The organism is Collinsella sp. LCP19S3_B11 (assembly GCF_052121915.1).
Taxonomy (GTDB): domain Bacteria; phylum Actinomycetota; class Coriobacteriia; order Coriobacteriales; family Coriobacteriaceae; genus Collinsella.
Map to the genome: position 1 here is coordinate 93,134 of NZ_JBQKDI010000006.1, position 17,318 is coordinate 110,451.

At 61.8% G+C, this 17,318-nt stretch carries 13 protein-coding genes; 9 read left to right on the forward strand and 4 right to left on the reverse strand.

The window, feature by feature from the left end:
• Nucleotides 1–30: 30 nt before the first annotated feature.
• Nucleotides 31–3,777: a phosphoribosylformylglycinamidine synthase gene (locus ACTQV4_RS05060; protein WP_441569416.1), complete on the reverse strand. Its 3,747-nt coding sequence runs from the start codon at nucleotides 3,775–3,777 to the stop codon at nucleotides 31–33.
• A gap of 184 nt (nucleotides 3,778–3,961) precedes the next feature.
• Here ACTQV4_RS05060 and ACTQV4_RS05065 point away from each other — a divergent pair, with 184 nt between their 5' ends.
• Complete coding sequence (locus ACTQV4_RS05065) at nucleotides 3,962–5,524, forward strand: cation:proton antiporter domain-containing protein (RefSeq protein WP_427719616.1); 1,563 nt, start codon at nucleotides 3,962–3,964, stop codon at nucleotides 5,522–5,524.
• Between the two features lie 280 nt (nucleotides 5,525–5,804).
• Here ACTQV4_RS05065 and ACTQV4_RS05070 read toward each other — a convergent pair whose 3' ends face one another.
• Together ACTQV4_RS05070 and ACTQV4_RS05075 are read right to left on the reverse strand one after the other, a co-directional pair.
• On the reverse strand, nucleotides 5,805–6,554 hold the full coding sequence (locus ACTQV4_RS05070; RefSeq protein ID WP_427796203.1) for an SDR family NAD(P)-dependent oxidoreductase: 750 nt from the start codon (nucleotides 6,552–6,554) through the stop codon (nucleotides 5,805–5,807).
• A gap of 214 nt (nucleotides 6,555–6,768) precedes the next feature.
• The gene (locus tag ACTQV4_RS05075; protein WP_427719713.1) at nucleotides 6,769–8,112 is read right to left on the reverse strand and encodes a homoserine dehydrogenase; all 1,344 of its coding nucleotides are present in this window, start codon (nucleotides 8,110–8,112) and stop codon (nucleotides 6,769–6,771) included.
• Nucleotides 8,113–8,362: 250 nt separating this feature from the next.
• Here ACTQV4_RS05075 and ACTQV4_RS05080 point away from each other — a divergent pair, with 250 nt between their 5' ends.
• The 8 genes from ACTQV4_RS05080 to ACTQV4_RS05115 all read left to right on the forward strand — a co-directional run bounded on the left by ACTQV4_RS05080 (nucleotide 8,363) and on the right by ACTQV4_RS05115 (nucleotide 16,261).
• Complete coding sequence (locus tag ACTQV4_RS05080) at nucleotides 8,363–9,529, forward strand: ABC transporter substrate-binding protein (protein WP_441569417.1); 1,167 nt, start codon at nucleotides 8,363–8,365, stop codon at nucleotides 9,527–9,529.
• Nucleotides 9,530–9,798: 269 nt separating this feature from the next.
• Nucleotides 9,799–10,986 carry an ABC transporter substrate-binding protein gene (locus ACTQV4_RS05085; RefSeq protein WP_441569418.1) on the forward strand — a complete coding sequence of 396 codons (1,188 nt, stop codon included), beginning with the start codon at nucleotides 9,799–9,801 and terminating at the stop codon, nucleotides 10,984–10,986.
• A gap of 139 nt (nucleotides 10,987–11,125) precedes the next feature.
• Nucleotides 11,126–12,007, forward strand: a complete 882-nt coding sequence (locus ACTQV4_RS05090) for a branched-chain amino acid ABC transporter permease (RefSeq protein ID WP_154517188.1) — start codon at nucleotides 11,126–11,128, stop codon at nucleotides 12,005–12,007.
• 9 nt (nucleotides 12,008–12,016) lie between these two features.
• Nucleotides 12,017–13,096: a branched-chain amino acid ABC transporter permease gene (locus ACTQV4_RS05095; protein WP_441569419.1), complete on the forward strand. Its 1,080-nt coding sequence runs from the start codon at nucleotides 12,017–12,019 to the stop codon at nucleotides 13,094–13,096.
• The gene (locus ACTQV4_RS05100) at nucleotides 13,086–13,946 is read left to right on the forward strand and encodes an ABC transporter ATP-binding protein (protein ID WP_427719717.1); all 861 of its coding nucleotides are present in this window, start codon (nucleotides 13,086–13,088) and stop codon (nucleotides 13,944–13,946) included. The genes ACTQV4_RS05095 and ACTQV4_RS05100 overlap by 11 nt, the downstream gene beginning before the upstream one ends.
• Complete coding sequence (locus ACTQV4_RS05105) at nucleotides 13,947–14,660, forward strand: ABC transporter ATP-binding protein (protein WP_229770701.1); 714 nt, start codon at nucleotides 13,947–13,949, stop codon at nucleotides 14,658–14,660. It abuts the gene before it with no gap.
• A gap of 122 nt (nucleotides 14,661–14,782) precedes the next feature.
• The gene (locus ACTQV4_RS05110; RefSeq protein ID WP_441569420.1) at nucleotides 14,783–15,460 is read left to right on the forward strand and encodes a copper homeostasis protein CutC; all 678 of its coding nucleotides are present in this window, start codon (nucleotides 14,783–14,785) and stop codon (nucleotides 15,458–15,460) included.
• Between the two features lie 3 nt (nucleotides 15,461–15,463).
• Nucleotides 15,464–16,261, forward strand: coding sequence for a DUF4931 domain-containing protein (locus ACTQV4_RS05115; protein WP_441569421.1), 798 nt, complete (start codon nucleotides 15,464–15,466; stop codon nucleotides 16,259–16,261).
• A 30-nt stretch (nucleotides 16,262–16,291) separates the two neighbouring features.
• Here the strand turns inward: ACTQV4_RS05115 and ACTQV4_RS05120 are convergent, their stop codons facing one another.
• Complete coding sequence (locus ACTQV4_RS05120; protein ID WP_441569422.1) at nucleotides 16,292–17,290, reverse strand: bile acid:sodium symporter family protein; 999 nt, start codon at nucleotides 17,288–17,290, stop codon at nucleotides 16,292–16,294.
• Nucleotides 17,291–17,318: the final 28 nt, after the last annotated feature.

Sequence of the window (17,318 nt, forward strand, 5' to 3'; positions counted from 1 at the left end):
CCGAGGGGATTGTACCCGATGGGAACGTATTTAAGCGAAGTAGGCTACGCCGCTCTCAAAGATCGGCATGAACTTATCGCCGGGGACATGCTCGGGCACGTTGCGGTACAGGTTGTCGCCGCGACGCTCGGCATGGCCCATCTTGCCCAGGACGCGGCCGTCGGGGCTCGTGATGCCCTCGATGGCGAGCGCGGAGCCGTTGGGGTTGACGGAGAGATCCATGCTGGGCTTGCCATCCTCGCCCACGTACTGCGTGGCGACCTGGCCGTTGGCAATCAGCTGGGCGAGCACTTCATCGTTGGCGACAAAGCGGCCCTCGCCGTGGCTGATGGCGACGGTGTAGGGGTCGTCCAGACTGCTCTGCGATAGCCACGGGGACAGGTTGGACGAGATGCGGGTGCGCACCAGACGGCTCTGATGGCGACCGATGGTGTTGAACGTCAGCGTGGGCGCATCGGGCATGGCGTCGACGATGTCGCCGTAGGGCACCAGGCCGAGCTTGATCAGGGCCTGGAAGCCGTTGCAGATGCCCAGCATCAGGCCGTCGCGGGCCTTGAGCAGGTCGCGGACTGCCTCGGTGACCTCAGGAGCGCGGAAGAACGCCGTGATGAACTTGGCGGAGCCGTCGGGCTCGTCGCCGCCCGAGAAGCCGCCGGGAATCATGACGATCTGGCTTGCACGGATGCGGCGGGCGAGCTCGTGGGTGCTCTCGGCGACGGCCTCGGGCGTGAGGTTGTTGATCACGAAGGTGTCGGCCTCGGCGCCGGCGGCGCGGAAGGCGCGGGCGCTATCGTACTCGCAGTTGTTGCCGGGGAACACAGGGATGATCACGCGCGGGCGGGCGATCTTGGCGCCGCCGTACACGTGGATATCCTTGGCGCGGAAGTCGATGGCCTCGACCTCGGGGGTCTCGCCGGCGCTGCGGTAGGCGAAGACGCCCTCGATACCGCTCTCCCAGGCCTCCTGGAGCTCGGCGAGCTCGATGACTTCGGAGCCGGTGTCGATGACATAGCCCTCGACGGTGGTACCCAGGGGCTCGACGACAACGCCGTCGGCGACCTCGGGCAGCTCGGCGTCCTCGGCGAGCTCGACGATAAAGCTGCCGTAGAGCGGGGTGAAGAGGCTCTCCACGTCCACATCTTCGGCAAGCTCGATACCGATCTGGTTGCCGACGCACATCTTAAAGAGGCTCTCGGCGCCGCAGCCGTAGCCGGGCGTGGAGACGGCCAGGGCGTCGCCGGTAGCGGTGAGCGCCTCGACGGCGTCAAACGCGGCGAGCAGCTGCTGGGCATCGGGGCGGTAGTCCTCGCCGTAGGTGGCGGGGGCGATGCGAACGACGCGGTGCGTGAGGCCCTTAAACTCGGGGGAGACGGCGCGGGCGGCACGGCCCACGGCGACAGCGAAGCTGATCAGGGTCGGCGGAACGTTGAGCTCGCCGGTCTCGTCCTCAAACGAGCCGCTCATGGAATCCTTGCCGCCGATGGCGCCGGCACCCAGGTCGACCTGGGCCATAAGGGCGCCCAGGACGGCTGCCATGGGCTTGCCCCAACGTTCGGGCTCGGTGCGCAGGCGCTCAAAGTACTCCTGGAAGGAGAGGTAGGCGCGCTTGTGCTCAAAGCCGGTGGCAACGAGCTTGGCGATGGACTCGACCACGGACAGGTAGGCGCCTGCAAACTGGTCGGCCTCCATCAGGTAGGGGTTGAAGCCCCATGCCATAGCGCTCGCCGTGGTGGTCTCGCCGTCCACGGGGAACTTGGCGACCATGGCAGAGCTCGGGGTGAGCTGCGTCTTGCCGCCAAAGGGCATGAGCACGGTAGCGGCACCGATGGTGGAGTCGAAGCGCTCGGAAAGGCCCTTGTTGGAGGCGACGTTGAGATCGGTGACAAGCGAGGTCATGCGCTCGGCAAGCGTGGTGCCGGCCCAGCTGGGTTGCCACACACTGCGGGCACACACGTGGGCGACCTGGTGCTTGGGTGCGCCGTTGGAGTTGAGGAACTCGCGGGACAGATCGACGATGGCGACGCCGTTCCAGGCCATACGCATGCGCGGCTCGGCGGTAACCTCGGCGATGACGGTCGCCTCCAGGTTCTCCTCGGCGGCATAACCCATGAACTCCTCGACGTCACCGTCGGCGACGGCGCAGGCCATGCGCTCCTGGGACTCGGAGATAGCGAGCTCGGTTCCGTCCAGGCCGTCGTACTTCTTGGTCACGGTGTCCAGGTCGACATACAGGCCGTCGGCAAGCTCGCCCACGGCGACCGAGACGCCGCCGGCGCCAAAGTCGTTGCAGCGCTTGATCAGGCGGCAGGCGTCGCCGCGGCGGAACAGACGCTGCAGCTTGCGCTCGACCGGGGCGTTGCCCTTCTGGACCTCGGCGCCCGAGGTCTCGATGGAATCGGTATTCTGGGTCTTGGAGGAGCCGGTGGCGCCGCCGATGCCGTCACGGCCGGTGCGGCCGCCCAGCAGGATGATCTTGTCGGTGGGGGCGGGGCACTCGCGACGCACGTGGTTTGCCGGGGTGGCGCCCACGACGGCGCCGACCTCCATGCGCTTGGCCACGTAGCCGGGGTGATAGAGTTCGTTGACCTGACCGGTGGCAAGGCCGATCTGGTTGCCGTAGCTGGAGTAGCCGGCGGCAGCGGTGGTCACGAGCTTGCGCTGCGGCAGCTTGCCCTCGAGCGTCTCGGAGACCGGGACGGTGGGGTCGCCGGCGCCGGTGACGCGCATGGCCTGGTACACATAGCTGCGGCCAGAGAGCGGGTCGCGGATGGCGCCGCCCACGCAGGTGGCGGCACCGCCGAAGGGCTCGATCTCGGTCGGGTGGTTGTGGGTCTCGTTCTTAAACAGGAACAGCCAGTCCTGGTCCTCGCCGTCGACATCGACCTTCACCTTGACGGTGCAGGCGTTGATCTCCTCGGACTCGTCGACATCGGTCATGACGCCGGTCTTCTTAAGGTACTTGGCACCGATGGTGCCCATGTCCATGAGGCAGACGGGCTTGGCGTCGCGACCGAGCTCGTGGCGCATCTCCATATAGCGGTCGAAGGCCTGCTGTACCACGGCGTCATCGATTGTCACGTCGTCCAGGACGGTACCGAAGGTGGTGTGGCGGCAGTGGTCGGACCAATAGGTGTCGATCACGCGGATCTCGGTGATGGTGGGGTCGCGGTCCTCATCGCGGAAGTACTGCTGGCAGAAGGCGATGTCCGCCTCGTCCATGGCAAGGCCGCGCTCGGAGATAAAGGCGGCAAGGCCGGCCTCGTCGAGTTCGCGGAAGCCGTCGAGCACCTCGACGGGCTGGGGCTCGGGGGTCTCCATGTACAGCGTCTCGGGTAGGTCGAGCGAGGCGATGCGGGCCTCGACGGGATTCACCACGTAGTGCTTGATGGCCTCGATGGCGGCTTCGTCCAGAGCGCCCGAGATCATATAGACCTTGGCGGAGCGCACGGCGGGGCGCTCGCCCTGGCTGATGAGCTGCACGCACTCGCTGGCGGAGTCGGCGCGCTGGTCAAACTGGCCAGGCAGGAATTCGACGGCAAAGACGGCGCCATCGCTTGCGGGGAGTTCGTCGTAGGTCACATCGACCTGGGGCTCGCTAAAGACGGTCGGCACGCAGGAGCGGAAAAGCTCCTCGTCGATGCCCTCGACGTCGTAGCGGTTGATGATCCTCAGGGCCTCGATGCCCTTGATGCCGAGAATTTCGGTCAGCTCGCCCTTGAGCTGCTGAGCCTCGACGTCGAACCCGGGTTTCTTCTCCACGTAAATACGAGAGACCATTGGTTCCTGCCTTCCTGATCGGTTGGGCGTACGGTGCGGTATGCGGCAGCGGTCGGTTTGCGGGACAAGCCTCGCGGTCGCCTTGAGCCACATGTTTGTAAACGTCACTATGATACGACAGCTCATGGCGTATTGAGGACGGCGAGGGTGCTACAGTGAAGCGCAAACAAGAGAAAGGCATCACATGGCATTCGTTTCGCTCGCCATCATCGCGCTTGTGGCTTTTGCAAGCCCCTTTATCGCATCGGCGATTCCCGGAAAGCCCGTTCCCGAGACGGTTTTTTTGCTCGTGTTCGGCGCGGTGCTGGGACCTCATATGCTCGGCGTCATCCATGTAGATGCCGAGGTCTCGCTTGTGTCCGAGCTCGGTCTGGCCTTTTTGTTCCTGCTTGCCGGCTTTGAGATCGACCCCAAGAACATCACGGGCGTCGAGGGGCGCTACGGTATGGCGACGTGGGTCGTCACGTTTGGCATCGCCTGGCTTGCCGTGCGCTTTACCCCGTGGTTCTCGGTCAGCCATTTCGACGGTATCGCCGTGACGCTGGCGCTCACTTCGACGGCGCTCGGCACGCTCGTGCCCATCATGCGTGAGCGTTCGCTGACCGGCACGCGCGTGGGCGACTCCATCCTTGCCTATGGCACGTGGGGAGAGCTCGGTCCCGTGCTCGCCATGTCGGTGCTGCTCTCCGCTCGTACTGGTATCCAGACGCTCGTGATCCTTGGCTTGTTTGCACTGGTCTGTGTGCTGTTGGCCGTGGTTCCGAGCCGCTCCAAGCGCGTCGGCAGCCGCTTCTTTGCGTTTGTCGAGGAACGGGCCGACACGACGTCGCAGACGTTCGTGCGCCTGACGGTGCTCATCCTGGTCACACTCGTGGCATTTTCCGCCATCTTTGACCTCGACATCGTGTTGGGCTCTTTTGCCGCTGGCTTTGTCCTGCGCTATATCATCCCCGAGGGCAACCATACGCTCGAGACCAAGCTCGATGGCCTGGCCTATGGCTTTTTGATTCCGGTGTTCTTTACCGTGTCGGGCGCAAAGATTGACCTGACGGCCGTGGCGTCGCGCCCGGGTCTGCTCGTGGGCTTTATCGCGGCGTTGCTGATCATTCGCGCCGTGCCGATCCTTGTCTCTATGAGCATTTGTCCCGCGACACGTGACGTTTCGGCGTATGGCCGCATTACCGTGGCCCTGTACTGCACCACGGCCCTGCCGATCATCGTTGCCGTGACGAGTGTGGCCGTCAACGCAGGCGCTCTGTCGCAAGACGTCGCCTCGGTTATGGTAGCCGCCGGTGCCATCACGGTGTTCTTGATGCCGCTGCTCGCGCAGCTCTTCTATCGCGTGGTCGATGCCGCGCCGGCCACTGCCGTGGCAGAGGTCGCCGAGCACCCTGCCGACGCACTCGATATCCTGCGCGCTCACCACGACCTAGCGAGCTTGCTCGCGCGCGAGCATGAGCTTTTGACCTCGCATGGCCATGGGCGTTCGCTCGACGGCATACCTACCCTTGATTCCATTGCTGACCGCCTCTCGATCGAGGCAGCGAGCGGCCACATCGATGCCCGCATCGTGGACGCCGCTCATTTGCTGGCTGAGAAGACCTATGGCGACGAGATTGACCCGTCCAAGCTGACTCCGCGTGAGCGCCGCCGCCTGGAGCGCGCCAAGCTCGCCGTGCGCGAATACCGCCGCCGCATGCTGGAGCTCTACGCGCGCGATGAAGCCCAGGACGACGACGGCAAATAGCCAACGCCGCCGCGGAAAATGCGTACTGGAATTGGCATCCAGAGTGGGACGTTCTTTCCGCGAGAAGCCCGTTGAGGAAAGCGCGTTCCAGAATTGGCGTTCAAAACGGGGCGCACTTTCCAAAACATGGCCCTGAGGGAAGCTGTGTCCCGTTCTGAGCTGAAATACCGGGACGCAGTTTCCCTTTCAAACAGAAGAAGGCGCGCTGCCTGCGGTTGATGCAGGCAGCGCGCCTTCTGCGTTGGGCCTCGTTGAGGTTCGAAGTCGTGGCTTGCGACCTTTAGGAGCGGGCGGCTCCGTCGACGGGGAGCACGGCGCCCGTGACGTAGGAGGACATGTCGCTCGCCAGGAAAACAAAGGCGTTGGCGACATCCTCGGGCTCGCCCATGCGACCCAGCGGAATGGTGGCGATGATGGGCTTGATGACCTCTTCGGGCAGGTTGGCGACCATATCGGTTTTGGTTACGCCGGGTGCGACGGCATTGACGCGAATGCCCATGGGGGCGAGCTCGCGCGAGAGTGACTGGACCATGCCGTTGACGGCAAACTTGGACGTGGGGTAACCGACGCCGGAGGGCTGACCGTACTTGGCGACCATCGAGCTCGTGGTTGTGATGGTGCCGCCGTGGCCGGCCTCGGTCATAATCTTGGCGGCCGCCTGGTGACCGTTAAAGACGGCGACGACGTTGAGGTCCATGACTTTGGCGAACTCCTCGGCCGTGTAGTCCAAAAGCGGCGAGCGCTGGGAGATGCCGGCGTTGTTGACGACCGTGTCCAAGCCGCCCATGTCGGCTGCAGCCTGGGTAAAAGCCTCGGTCACGGCCTCGAGTGAGGTGAGGTCGCAGGAGCGGCCCCAGACCTTGGCGTCGGGATAGGCGGCCGCCAGCTTCTCAACGGCCGCGTCGGCAGTCTCCTGGCGCGAGCCAAAGACGGTGACGGCGGCACCCTCTTCGATAAAACGGCAGGCGATGGCATAGCCGATACCGCGCGTGCCTCCGGTGACGATTGCTTTCTTGCCCTCGAGCAACATAGTGCTTCCTCTCATCGCGGGCGGACACTCTCAGCACAGCGTAGCGGTAGCCGGAATCGACCGCGTTTGCATATCGGTGAACGGTAGCGCGCGTTACCGATGAGCGGCTCGCGCAAATGTGCTCTGCCGTTGTGCTTAGGGCAGGAGGCAAAAGGGCTCCCGTCCCACATCGGACGGGAGCCCTCAAAGCGCGTATTGCTAGGCGAGCGTTGGGTTAGTTGGCCATGACGCCTTCGGTCCAGGCCTCGACGTTCTCGATGCGCAGGACGTTGGCGACCTCGGCCACGCAGTCGACGCTGGCAAGCTCGGCGGCGGCAGCCTGGACGTCCTTCTCGAGCGCGCGGTGCGTCAGGAAGATGACCGAGCAGGCATCGCTGACGCCCGACTTGCCGTCCTCGACCTGGTTGATGAGCGAGATCGAGATGTTGTGCTTGGCAAAGATATCGACCGTCTCGGACAGGGCACCCACGCGGTCGGCGACCTTCAGGCGCACATAGTACTTGGTCTGGAGCTCGTCCATGGGCTTAAAGGCGAGGTTGTGGCCATAGGGCTCAATCTCGGGCAGCGGAGCCACGCCGCGGCTGATCTGCTCGGAGAGCGACAGGATATCGCCCACGACGGCGCTCGCGGTGGGGAAGGAGCCTGCGCCGGCACCGTAGAACATGGTCTCGCCCACGGCGTCGCCTACCACGTAGACAGCGTTCATGGCGCCGTTGACCTTGGCAAGCATGTGGTCGGCGGGAATCAGCGTGGGATGCACGCGGACGTCGACGCCGGCGTCGGTGTTGCGGGCGATGCCGAGCAGCTTAATGGTGTAGCCGAGCTCGCGGGCCTGGGCGATGTCCTCGGCGCCGATGGTACGGATACCCTGCTGGTACACATCGTCGGTGGTCACGCGGGTGCCAAAGCCGATGGAGGCGAGGATCGCCGTCTTGCTGGCGGCGTCGAAGCCGTCGACGTCGGCGGACGGGTCGGCCTCGGCATAGCCCTTGGCCTGCGCGTCGGCAAGCACGTCGGCGTAATCGGCGCCCTCGGCGTCCATGCGCGACAGGATGTAGTTGGTGGTGCCGTTGAGGATGCCGGCGATGGTCAGGATCTTGTTGCCCACCAGGTCGTGCTCGAGCGTGCTCACGATGGGGATGCCACCGCCGCAGCTGGCCTCGCACTTAATCTGCACACCGCACGTGCGCGCCTTCTCGGCAAGCGTCTCGACGTGACGGCCCAACAGGGCCTTGTTGGCAGAGACGACGTGCTTGCCGTGCTCAAAGGCGGTGGTGAAGATCTCGGTCGCGGGATGCTCGCCGCCGATCAGCTCGACGACGATATCGACGGCGGGGTCGGTAACGACGTCATGCCAGTCACTCGTAAAGGCCTCGCGCTCAATACCGGCTGCCTCGGCCTGCTCCCAGGCAAGCGCGCAGGCGCGGGTCAGCTTAAGGTCGATGCCGTAGGCGGCCAGGTACTCATCGTGGTGGCTCTTGATCAGACGGGCCACGCCGCCGCCGACGGTTCCCAGACCGATCAGACCGACGTTCACGGTGCGCAGGGGTTCGCTCATAGATAGCTCCTTCGTGCATCTTATAGATTGATTGATCAAGTAATGTTGAGTGCATTCTAGCGTGAACCGAGAGCGCGTGCTCGCCAGGCAACAGGAGTCGCACAAAACGGCACCCCCGAAACGCTGCGGAAACATTGGAAACATGCTCGCTACAAACGAACTTCCGTAACAAACTGTCAACGTTTGCGCCATAAGGTTTGCCCCGTACCGCAAGACGGCCGCACCGCGGCCAGCGAAAAAGGGGGACACCATGTTCAACATCAACAGCACGCTCAGCCGTAGGAACTTTCTCGCCGGCGCCGCGGCGCTCGGCAGCGCTGCCGAGCTCGCTGGTTGCTCGTCGGGTGGCTCGGACGGCGGCTCCGCCGATGACGGTAAGACCTTCAAGATCGGTGTCATCGGCCCTCTGACCGGCGCCGCGGCAACCTATGGCGTTTCGGCCGAGAAAGGTGCCAAGCTCGCCGCCAAGGACTTCTCGACCAAGGATCTCAAACTCTCGCTTAAGTCCGAGGATGACGTCGCCGACGGCGAGAAGGCCATCAACGCCTTCAATACCTTGTGCGACTGGGGCATGCAGGCGCTCGTCGGCCCCGTCACGACTGGTGCCGCCGTCGCCGTCTCGGGCGAGATCGCCGACGATACGCTCATGGTCACGCCTTCGGCCTCGTCGCTCGACGTCACCAAGGATAAGACCACGGTCTTTCAGGTTTGCTTCACCGATCCCACCATGGGCGCCAGCGCCGCGAAGTTCCTGGCCGAGAAGTATGCAGACGCCAAGATCGCCCTGTTCTACAACTCCGGCGATACGTATAGCTCGGGCGTTGCCGACGCTTTTGCCGAGCAGGCCAAGGCGTCCAAGCTCGATATCGTCGATACCGAGACCTTTAAGGACGACTCTTCCACGAGCTTTACCAACCAGCTCACCAAGGCCAAGGAGGCCGGCGCCACGCTTATCTTTGCCCCGATCTATTACACGCCGGCGTCCGTCCTGCTCAAGAACGCCAAGGACATGGGCTACGAAATGACCCTCATGGGCACCGACGGCATGGACGGCCTGCTCTCCGTTGAGGGCTTCGACACCTCTCTTGCCGAGGGCGTGCTGCTCATGACCCCGTTCTCTGCCGACGATGAGAAGAACGCCGACTTCGTCAAGGCATATAAGGACGCCTACAACGAGACGCCCAACCAGTTTGCCGCCGATGCTTATGACTGCATCCACGCGATTGTCGAGGCAATCGATGAGGCGGACATCGACATTACGGTCGACGGCGCCGACATTGCCGGCGACCTTGCCAAGGCTATGCGCAAGATCAAGATTGAGGGCCTGACAGGCGAGCTCACGTGGAACGACGAGGGCCAAGTCGAGAAGCCCGCTACGGCCTATGTGATTCAGGACGGCAAGTACATCGCCGCCTAAGTGCATATAACGAGACCGGTTGGGCCATGTTATTCAGGGCAGGAAAGCTTGTAACAAAACGGAAACATTACTTTCACACAATAAAATCTTTAAACTGTATAAACCGACAGAAATACGCATAAATATGGATAAATGGACAAGGCAAAAGAAAAGTTGAAATAATCGCCACTTTTCTCAACTAAAGCGTCTACTATTTTGCGAACGCCGAAGACGGCGGAGGATGGCCTGTCGGGTAACCGAAACCCGACGAGATTTGAGAGGAGAGCCGCATGTCGAGCCTCACCGGTAAGTCATTGAACCCTGTTATGAATCGCAGGAGCGTTATCGCGAGCGCAGCAGGTCTGGGGGCGATGTCCATTCTAGCTGGCTGCTCCTCCAACGGCGGCGACAGCGGTTCCGCTTCGAGCGGCGCTTCGTTTAAGATCGGCACCATTGGCCCGCTGACCGGTGCCGCCGCGTCTTACGGCAAGTCCGTTACCCAGGGCGTCGAGCTTGGCTGCAAGGACTTCTCCACCAAGGAGCTGCCGCTTGCCAGCAAGGCCGAGGACGACCAGGCCGACGGCGAGAAGGCCGTCAACGCCTTTAATAACCTGCTCGACTGGGGCATGCAGGCCCTCGTCGGCCCGACCACCACGGGTGCGTCGGTTGCCGTTGCCGCAGAGTGCAGCAACGACCCCAAGACATTCATGATCACCCCGTCCGCGTCCTCCGAGGACGTCACCGACGGAAAGGATTGCGTCTTCCAGGTTTGCTTTACCGACCCCAACCAGGGCGTCAACGCTGCCAAGTTCCTGGCAGAGAAGTATGCGGACGAGAAGTTCGTGCTGTTCTATAACTCCGGCGACGCTTATTCTTCGGGCATTGCAGATTCCTTTAAGGCCCAGGCCGCTGAGTCTAAGCTCGAGATTGTTGACGAGGAGACCTTTAAGGACGACTCCGCTACGAGCTTTACCAACCAGCTGACCAAGGCCAAGCAGGCCGGCGCCACCATGATCTTTGCGCCGATCTACTACACGCCGGCGTCCGTCCTGCTCAAGAACGCCAAGGACATGGGCTACGACGTCAAGATGATGGGATGCGACGGCATGGACGGCATCCTGGGCGTCGAGGGCTTCGACACCTCTCTTGCAGAGGGTCTGCTGCTCATGACCCCGTTCTCCGCCGACGACGAGAAGAACGCCGACTTCGTCAACGCTTACAAGGATAAGTACGGCGATACCCCCGACCAGTTTGCCGCCGATGCCTACGACGGCGTGCACGCGGTGGCCGAGGCCCTCAAGGAGGCCGGTCTTGGTGTCGACGCCGACCCGACCGAGGTCGCCGAGAAGCTGCCCAAGGCTATGCTCAAGATTACCGTTGACGGTCTGACCGGCAAGCTCTCCTGGAACGACAAGGGCCAGGTCCAGAAGGATCCTACGGCGTATGTCATCACCGACGGCAAGTACGTACTGGCCTAATAGGCCGCCTTACATAGAGCGGTTTTGATCCCAAGCAGGGGAGGTTTTCGCCTTCCCTGCTTGCTTGGTATCTGGGGACAACGTAACGTCCCTGTTTCATACATCAACTGGAAACCTATTCGAAAGGGGGATGTGGAACATGACGGTCTTTATCCAATACCTGGTCAACGGCCTGTCCATGGGCAGCGTCTACGCCATCATCGCGTTGGGCTACACCATGGTCTACGGTATCGCCAAGATGCTCAACTTCGCTCACGGCGATGTCATCATGGTCGGTGCCTATGTCTCGTTCTGCGCCACGTCGTATCTCGGCCTCCCGGGCTGGGCATCTGTAGTTCTCTCTTGTGTGGTCTGCACGGTTCTCGGTGTTCTCATTGAGGGTCTGGCCTATAGGCCGCTGCGCCAAGCAGGCCCGCTGGCCGTTCTGATCACGGCCATCGGTGTGTCCTACTTCCTGCAGAATGCCGCGCAGCTTCTGTGGGGCGCCACGCCCAAGAACTTCACTTCGCTCGTCACCTTCCCGGTGCCGGAGTTCTTGGCCAAGTTCAACGTAAGTGCCGTCTCGCTCGTCACCATCGTCGCCTGCCTGGTTATCATGGCCGGTCTGATGATCTTTACAGGTAAGACCAAGATGGGCAAGGCCATGCGCGCCGTGTCCGAGGACAAGGCCGCCGCCCAGCTCATGGGCATCAACGTCAACCGCACCATCTCGATGACGTTCGCCATCGGCTCCGCCCTTGCCGCCATCGCCGGTGTGCTCCTGTGCTCCTACTCGCCGGTTCTGCAGCCCACCACGGGCGCCATGCCTGGCATCAAGGCCTTCGACGCTGCCGTTTTCGGCGGCATCGGCTCCATCCCCGGTGCCTTTGTCGGCGGCATTCTCATCGGCATCATCGAGGCGATGGCGCAGGCTTACATTTCCACGAGCCTTGCCAACTCCATCGTCTTTGGCGTTTTGATCATCGTCCTGCTCGTCAAGCCTGCCGGCCTCTTGGGCAAGTACGTACCCGAGAAGGTGTAGGTGAGCGTTATGAAGTTTCTTACAGACAAGCAGACGCGTCACGACTTTGTCACGTACGCCATGTGCGTTGTGGCGTTCGCCATCGTGTTCTTTATGCAGTCTAACCACATGATTCCGCGCATGATTGTCGGTCAGCTGGTGCCCATCACGGCCTATATCGTCATGGCCATCTCGCTCAACCTCGTCGTCGGCATCGCGGGCGACTTGTCGCTGGGCCACGCGGGTTTTATGAGCGTCGGCGCCTATACGGGAATCGTCACCGCCGTCGCGCTGGAGAGCGCCGTTCCGTCCGACCCGGTGCGTCTGATCATCAGCATTGTGGTCGGCGCTATCGCCGCTGCCATTCTGGGCTTCCTGATCGGTATTCCGGTTCTTCGCCTGAGCGGTGACTACCTGGCCATCGTAACCTTGGCCTTTGGCGAGATTATCAAAGAGATCGTTACCTGCCTCATTGTGGGCGTCGATTCCCGCGGCCTGCACGTGATCTTTAACATCACGGGCAATTCCACGATCGACGACCTGCACCTGCTCGAAGACGGCACCGCTATCATCAAGGGTGCCCAGGGCGCATCTGGTGTTTCGACCTACTCGACGTTCCTTGCTGGCGCCATCCTGGTTATGGTTGCGCTCGTGATTGTGCTCAACTTGGTCCGCAGCCGCACCGGTCGTGCCATCATGTCCGTGCGCGATAACAAGATCGCTGCCGAGTCCGTGGGTATCTCCGTCACCCAGTACCGCATGATCGCCTTCGTGGTTTCCGCCGCTCTCGCCGGTGCTGCCGGAGCCCTCTTCGGCGGTAACTTCTCGCAGCTCTCCGCCACTAAGTTCGACTTCAACACGTCGATTCTCATTCTGGTGTTCGTGGTCCTGGGCGGTCTGGGCAACATGCGCGGTTCCGTCATCGCGGCGGCGCTGCTCACGGTGCTCCCCGAGCTGCTCCGTCAGTTCTCGGACTACCGCATGCTCATCTACGCCATCGTGTTGATTCTGGTCATGGTCTTTACTAACAACCCGCAGCTCAAGGCGTTCTTCGCGCGCATTAAGGACCGCTTTGCTTCCAAGAAGGAGGTGGCAACCGATGCCCAGTAAGTTTGAGTTCAACAAGGGCAAAATGGTCCCGTATCCTTCTGGCGCCATCGTTCCCGACCGCGACCTGGGCGAGCGCCCGGCGCTCGAGTGCATCCACCTGGGCATTGAGTTCGGCGGCCTCAAGGCGGTCGACGACTTTAGCCTGACCATCGGTAAGACCGAGATCGCCGGTCTCATCGGCCCCAACGGCGCCGGCAAGACCACGGTCTTCAACCTGCTCACCAAGGTGTACCAGCCCACGCACGGCACCATCCTGCTCGACGGTGAGGACACCTCGGGCAAGTCCGTCTACCAGGTCAACCGCATGGGTATCGCTCGTACCTTCCAAAACATCCGCCTGTTCAACACCATGACGGTGGAGGACAACGTAAAGGTCGGCCTGCACAACCAGGAGCGCTACTCCGGCTTTGAGGGCGTGCTGCGCCTGCCGACGTATTGGAAGCACGAGAAGGCCGCCCATGAGCGCGCCATGGAGCTTCTGTCCATCTTTGATATGGAACATCTGGCAAACGAGCAGGCCGGCTCGCTGCCTTACGGCGCTCAGCGTCGTTTGGAGATCGTCCGCGCGCTTGCCACCAATCCCAAGCTACTACTGCTCGACGAGCCTGCCGCCGGCATGAACCCGTCCGAGACTGCGGAGCTCATGGCGAACATCGTCAAGATTCGCGACACCTTTGGCATTGCCATCATGCTCATCGAGCACGACATGTCGCTCGTCATGAATATTTGCGAGGGTATCTGCGTGCTTAACTTTGGCAAGGTCATCGCCAAGGGCACGGCCGAGGAAATCCAGAACAACGAAGCCGTTATTGAGGCTTATCTGGGCAAGCAGGATAAGGGGGAGAACTAAATGGCAGAGCCGATGCTTTCCGTCTACAACATCAACGTCTGGTACGGCGCCATCCACGCCATTAAGGACATCTCCTTTAACGTTAACGAGGGCGAGATCGTTGCCCTGATTGGCGCTAACGGCGCCGGCAAGTCCACGACGCTCAAGACTGTCTCGGGCCTGCTGCGCTCCAAGACCGGCTCCATCAAGTTTATGGGCGAGGACATTATCCATACGCCCGCCGACAAGCTGGTTGGCAAGGGCCTGTCTCAGGTACCCGAGGGGCGTCGTGCCTTTTTGCAGATGACGGTCGAGGAGAACCTGGAGATGGGTGCCTATACACAGCCCAAGTCCACGGTTGCCCCGGGCCTCGAACGTGTTTACGAGCAGTTCCCGCGCCTGAAGGAACGCCGTCGCCAGGTGGCCGGCACCCTTTCGGGCGGCGAGCAGCAGATGCTCGTTATGGGTCGTGCCCTTATGAGTAACCCCAAGCTGCTCATGCTCGACGAACCCTCCATGGGTCTGGCGCCGATCCTGATCGAGCAGATCTTCCAGATTGTCGAGGATTTGCACAAGGCCGGCACCACGGTGCTCCTGGTCGAGCAGAACGCGCAGATGGCGCTTTCCATCGCCACACGCGGCTACGTGCTCGAGACCGGCAAGATCACCATGACCGGCACCGGCCAAGAGCTGCTGCACGACGACAACGTCCGCAAAGCTTATCTTGGTGGTTAATCCATCCAGTAATAGGGGCGCTGACCAACTCGGTCAGCGCCCCTTTTGAAATGATCCGTTGGCTTGGTATTTAAAGTGCGACAATGCCGTGTGGAAATAGAAGTGTCATCTGGGGTCTATCTATGCTGTACGAGTTTTGTGCCGAGAACTTTGAGCGGGTGCCGGCGGCCATTGCGGCCGGTGCGGGACGCATTGAGCTGTGCGACAACCTTGCGGTTGGTGGCACCACGCCCTCGGCCGGCGTTATCAGCGCTACGACCAGCTATGCTCGCGAGCACGATGCACGGGTGATGTGCATGATCCGTCCGCGTGGCGGCGACTTTCACTACAACCAGGACGAGCTGCGCATGATGGAGATGGACTTGGGCCTTGCCGTAAGTGCCGGCGTCGACGGCTTGGTCTTTGGCTGCTGCAAGCCTTGTGCCGGCGGATGGGCGCTCGATGAACTTGCGTTGGGCGCCCTTGTGATGGCTGCGGGCTGCGCGACCGAGGAGTGCAAGCGCGAGCCCATCGACATCACCTTTCACATGGCGTTTGACCAGCTCTCGCCCGAGGCTCAGCTCGACGCGATTGACACGCTCGCCGACTGCGGCATAACGCGCATCCTTACGCATGGCGGTGCCGCCGGCACGCCGATTGAGGACAACCTGGAGCATCTGTCGCACCTTATCGACTACGCGGACGATCGCCTGACCATCCTTCCCGGCGGCGGCATTACCGCGGGCAACCGTGATGCCGTGGCTGCGGCACTGGGCGTCTCCGAGCTCCATGGCACCAAGATCGTGCCGCTGGAGGTATAACCCGTGTCCCTGGTATTTGACGTTCAGCAGGCGAGCGGGAAGCCCGACGACAACCGGCGCCCTGGCACCGCGTGCCCCTTTTGCGATACCGAGGAACTCGCCAATATCATCCGGCGCGACGGTGACTGTATCTGGCTCGAGAATAAGTTCAAGACCCTGCGCGCCACCCGTCAAACCGTGCTGATCGAGTCGGCCGACCACGACGCAGACCTGGTGACCTATGCGCCGGAAGAGCTGCATCATGTGATGCGGTTTGCCCTGGGTTGCTGGCAGCAGATGATCGATTCACAGCAGTATCGAAGCGTGCTCATGTACAAGAACAAGGGTCCGCTCTCGGGCGGTAGTCTCGTTCATCCGCACATGCAGATTGTGGGTTTGGAGCAGGAAGACGGCTATGCTTCGCTGACTTCCGCCAATTTCGAAGGCATCAATGTCTGGCAACAGGGGAGAATCGCGGTCAACATCTCAACCGAACCGATTATGGGGTTCTTTGAGGTCAACGTTTCAGCTCCGCGGGGAATCTCCACCAGCGATGACACGCGGGACCAAGCCGAGGCGGATCTCTTCGCCGATGCGATCCAGGTAGCTCTGCGTTATATCCTAAACGAGCACCACGGTGGCCGTGCAGAGTCGTACAACTTGTTCTTCTATCACCTGGGCGGTCGGACCATTGCCAAGGCGCTGCCGCGTTGGGTGGTTTCGCCCTACTTTGTCGGCTATCGTTTGGCCCAGGTCAATGCCGAGACGACGCTCGATATCGATGCTGAGCGCCTGCGCGCGCATCTGGAAATGCTCGTATAGCAAGACTAACACCCGCGTAATGCGGACAGCCTAGCGTGCCATGGCGTCGCGGCCGGCCTCGACGCGCTTGCGCTGAGCAGCGCGTTCCTCGCCGGTTAGACGCTCAAAGAGATGCCCGATAAGCGAGGCAAGTACCTGCTGAAACAGCGTTCCGCACATGACGGGAAATACGACTTCGCCCGGAAAGTATTGCGTGGCGATGACGGCGCCCGAAGAGATGTTGCGCATGCCGCAGGTAAAGCACATGGTAGTCGTTTCGCTATACGGCAGATGCAGTGCGCGGGCGACCAGAATACCGACGACAAAGCCGCTGATGGCGAAGATCAAAATAAAGAGGGCGACTTCCAAGCGCACCGCGTTCATGTGCAGCACGTACTCGCTCATGGCGGTGGAGTTCGACGCGATAACACCCATCATCATGAACTTGCAGGCGGGCGAGAGCGCGGGGGAGAGCTTCTCGTGTCCCCATCCGCGCGTGAGTTCGTTAATCACGATGCCGAGCAGGGCGGGGATAGCGATCATGAAGGCCATGTTCTGCATCATGCCCGGCACGTCGATCGAGACGGTGGCGCCCAGCAAGAGCTTAAGCGTGAGCGGAATCGTAACGGGTGAGATAACCGAGGACGTCAGGATGATGGTGAGCGCGAGCGGGCCGTTGCCGCCGAACATGCTAATCCACATAAAGGCAGTGACTGCCACAGGTACGCTGTACTCGAGCACGATACCGCAGACAAGGTTGGGGTTGGAGCCAAAGAACAGCGACCCCATGGCATAGGCTGTTATGGGAATAAGCACTGCCGAGACCAGCAGCGCCAAAATCAGGTGCAGCGGACAGCGGAATACTTCGGCTACCTGATGGAAGGTGTTGCTGAGGGCACCTTGGAACGTCATAAAGGCAAACAGGGTGGGGACGATGGGCTTGAGTACGCCGATCTGCTGGGGAAAGAGCACGCCGAGCGTCACGCAAATCGGAACGATGATCTGCATATGCCCCGCGAGGAACTTGCCCAGTCCAACCCATTGCTTCATATGCGCTTGTGACTCCCTTTGCTCGTGA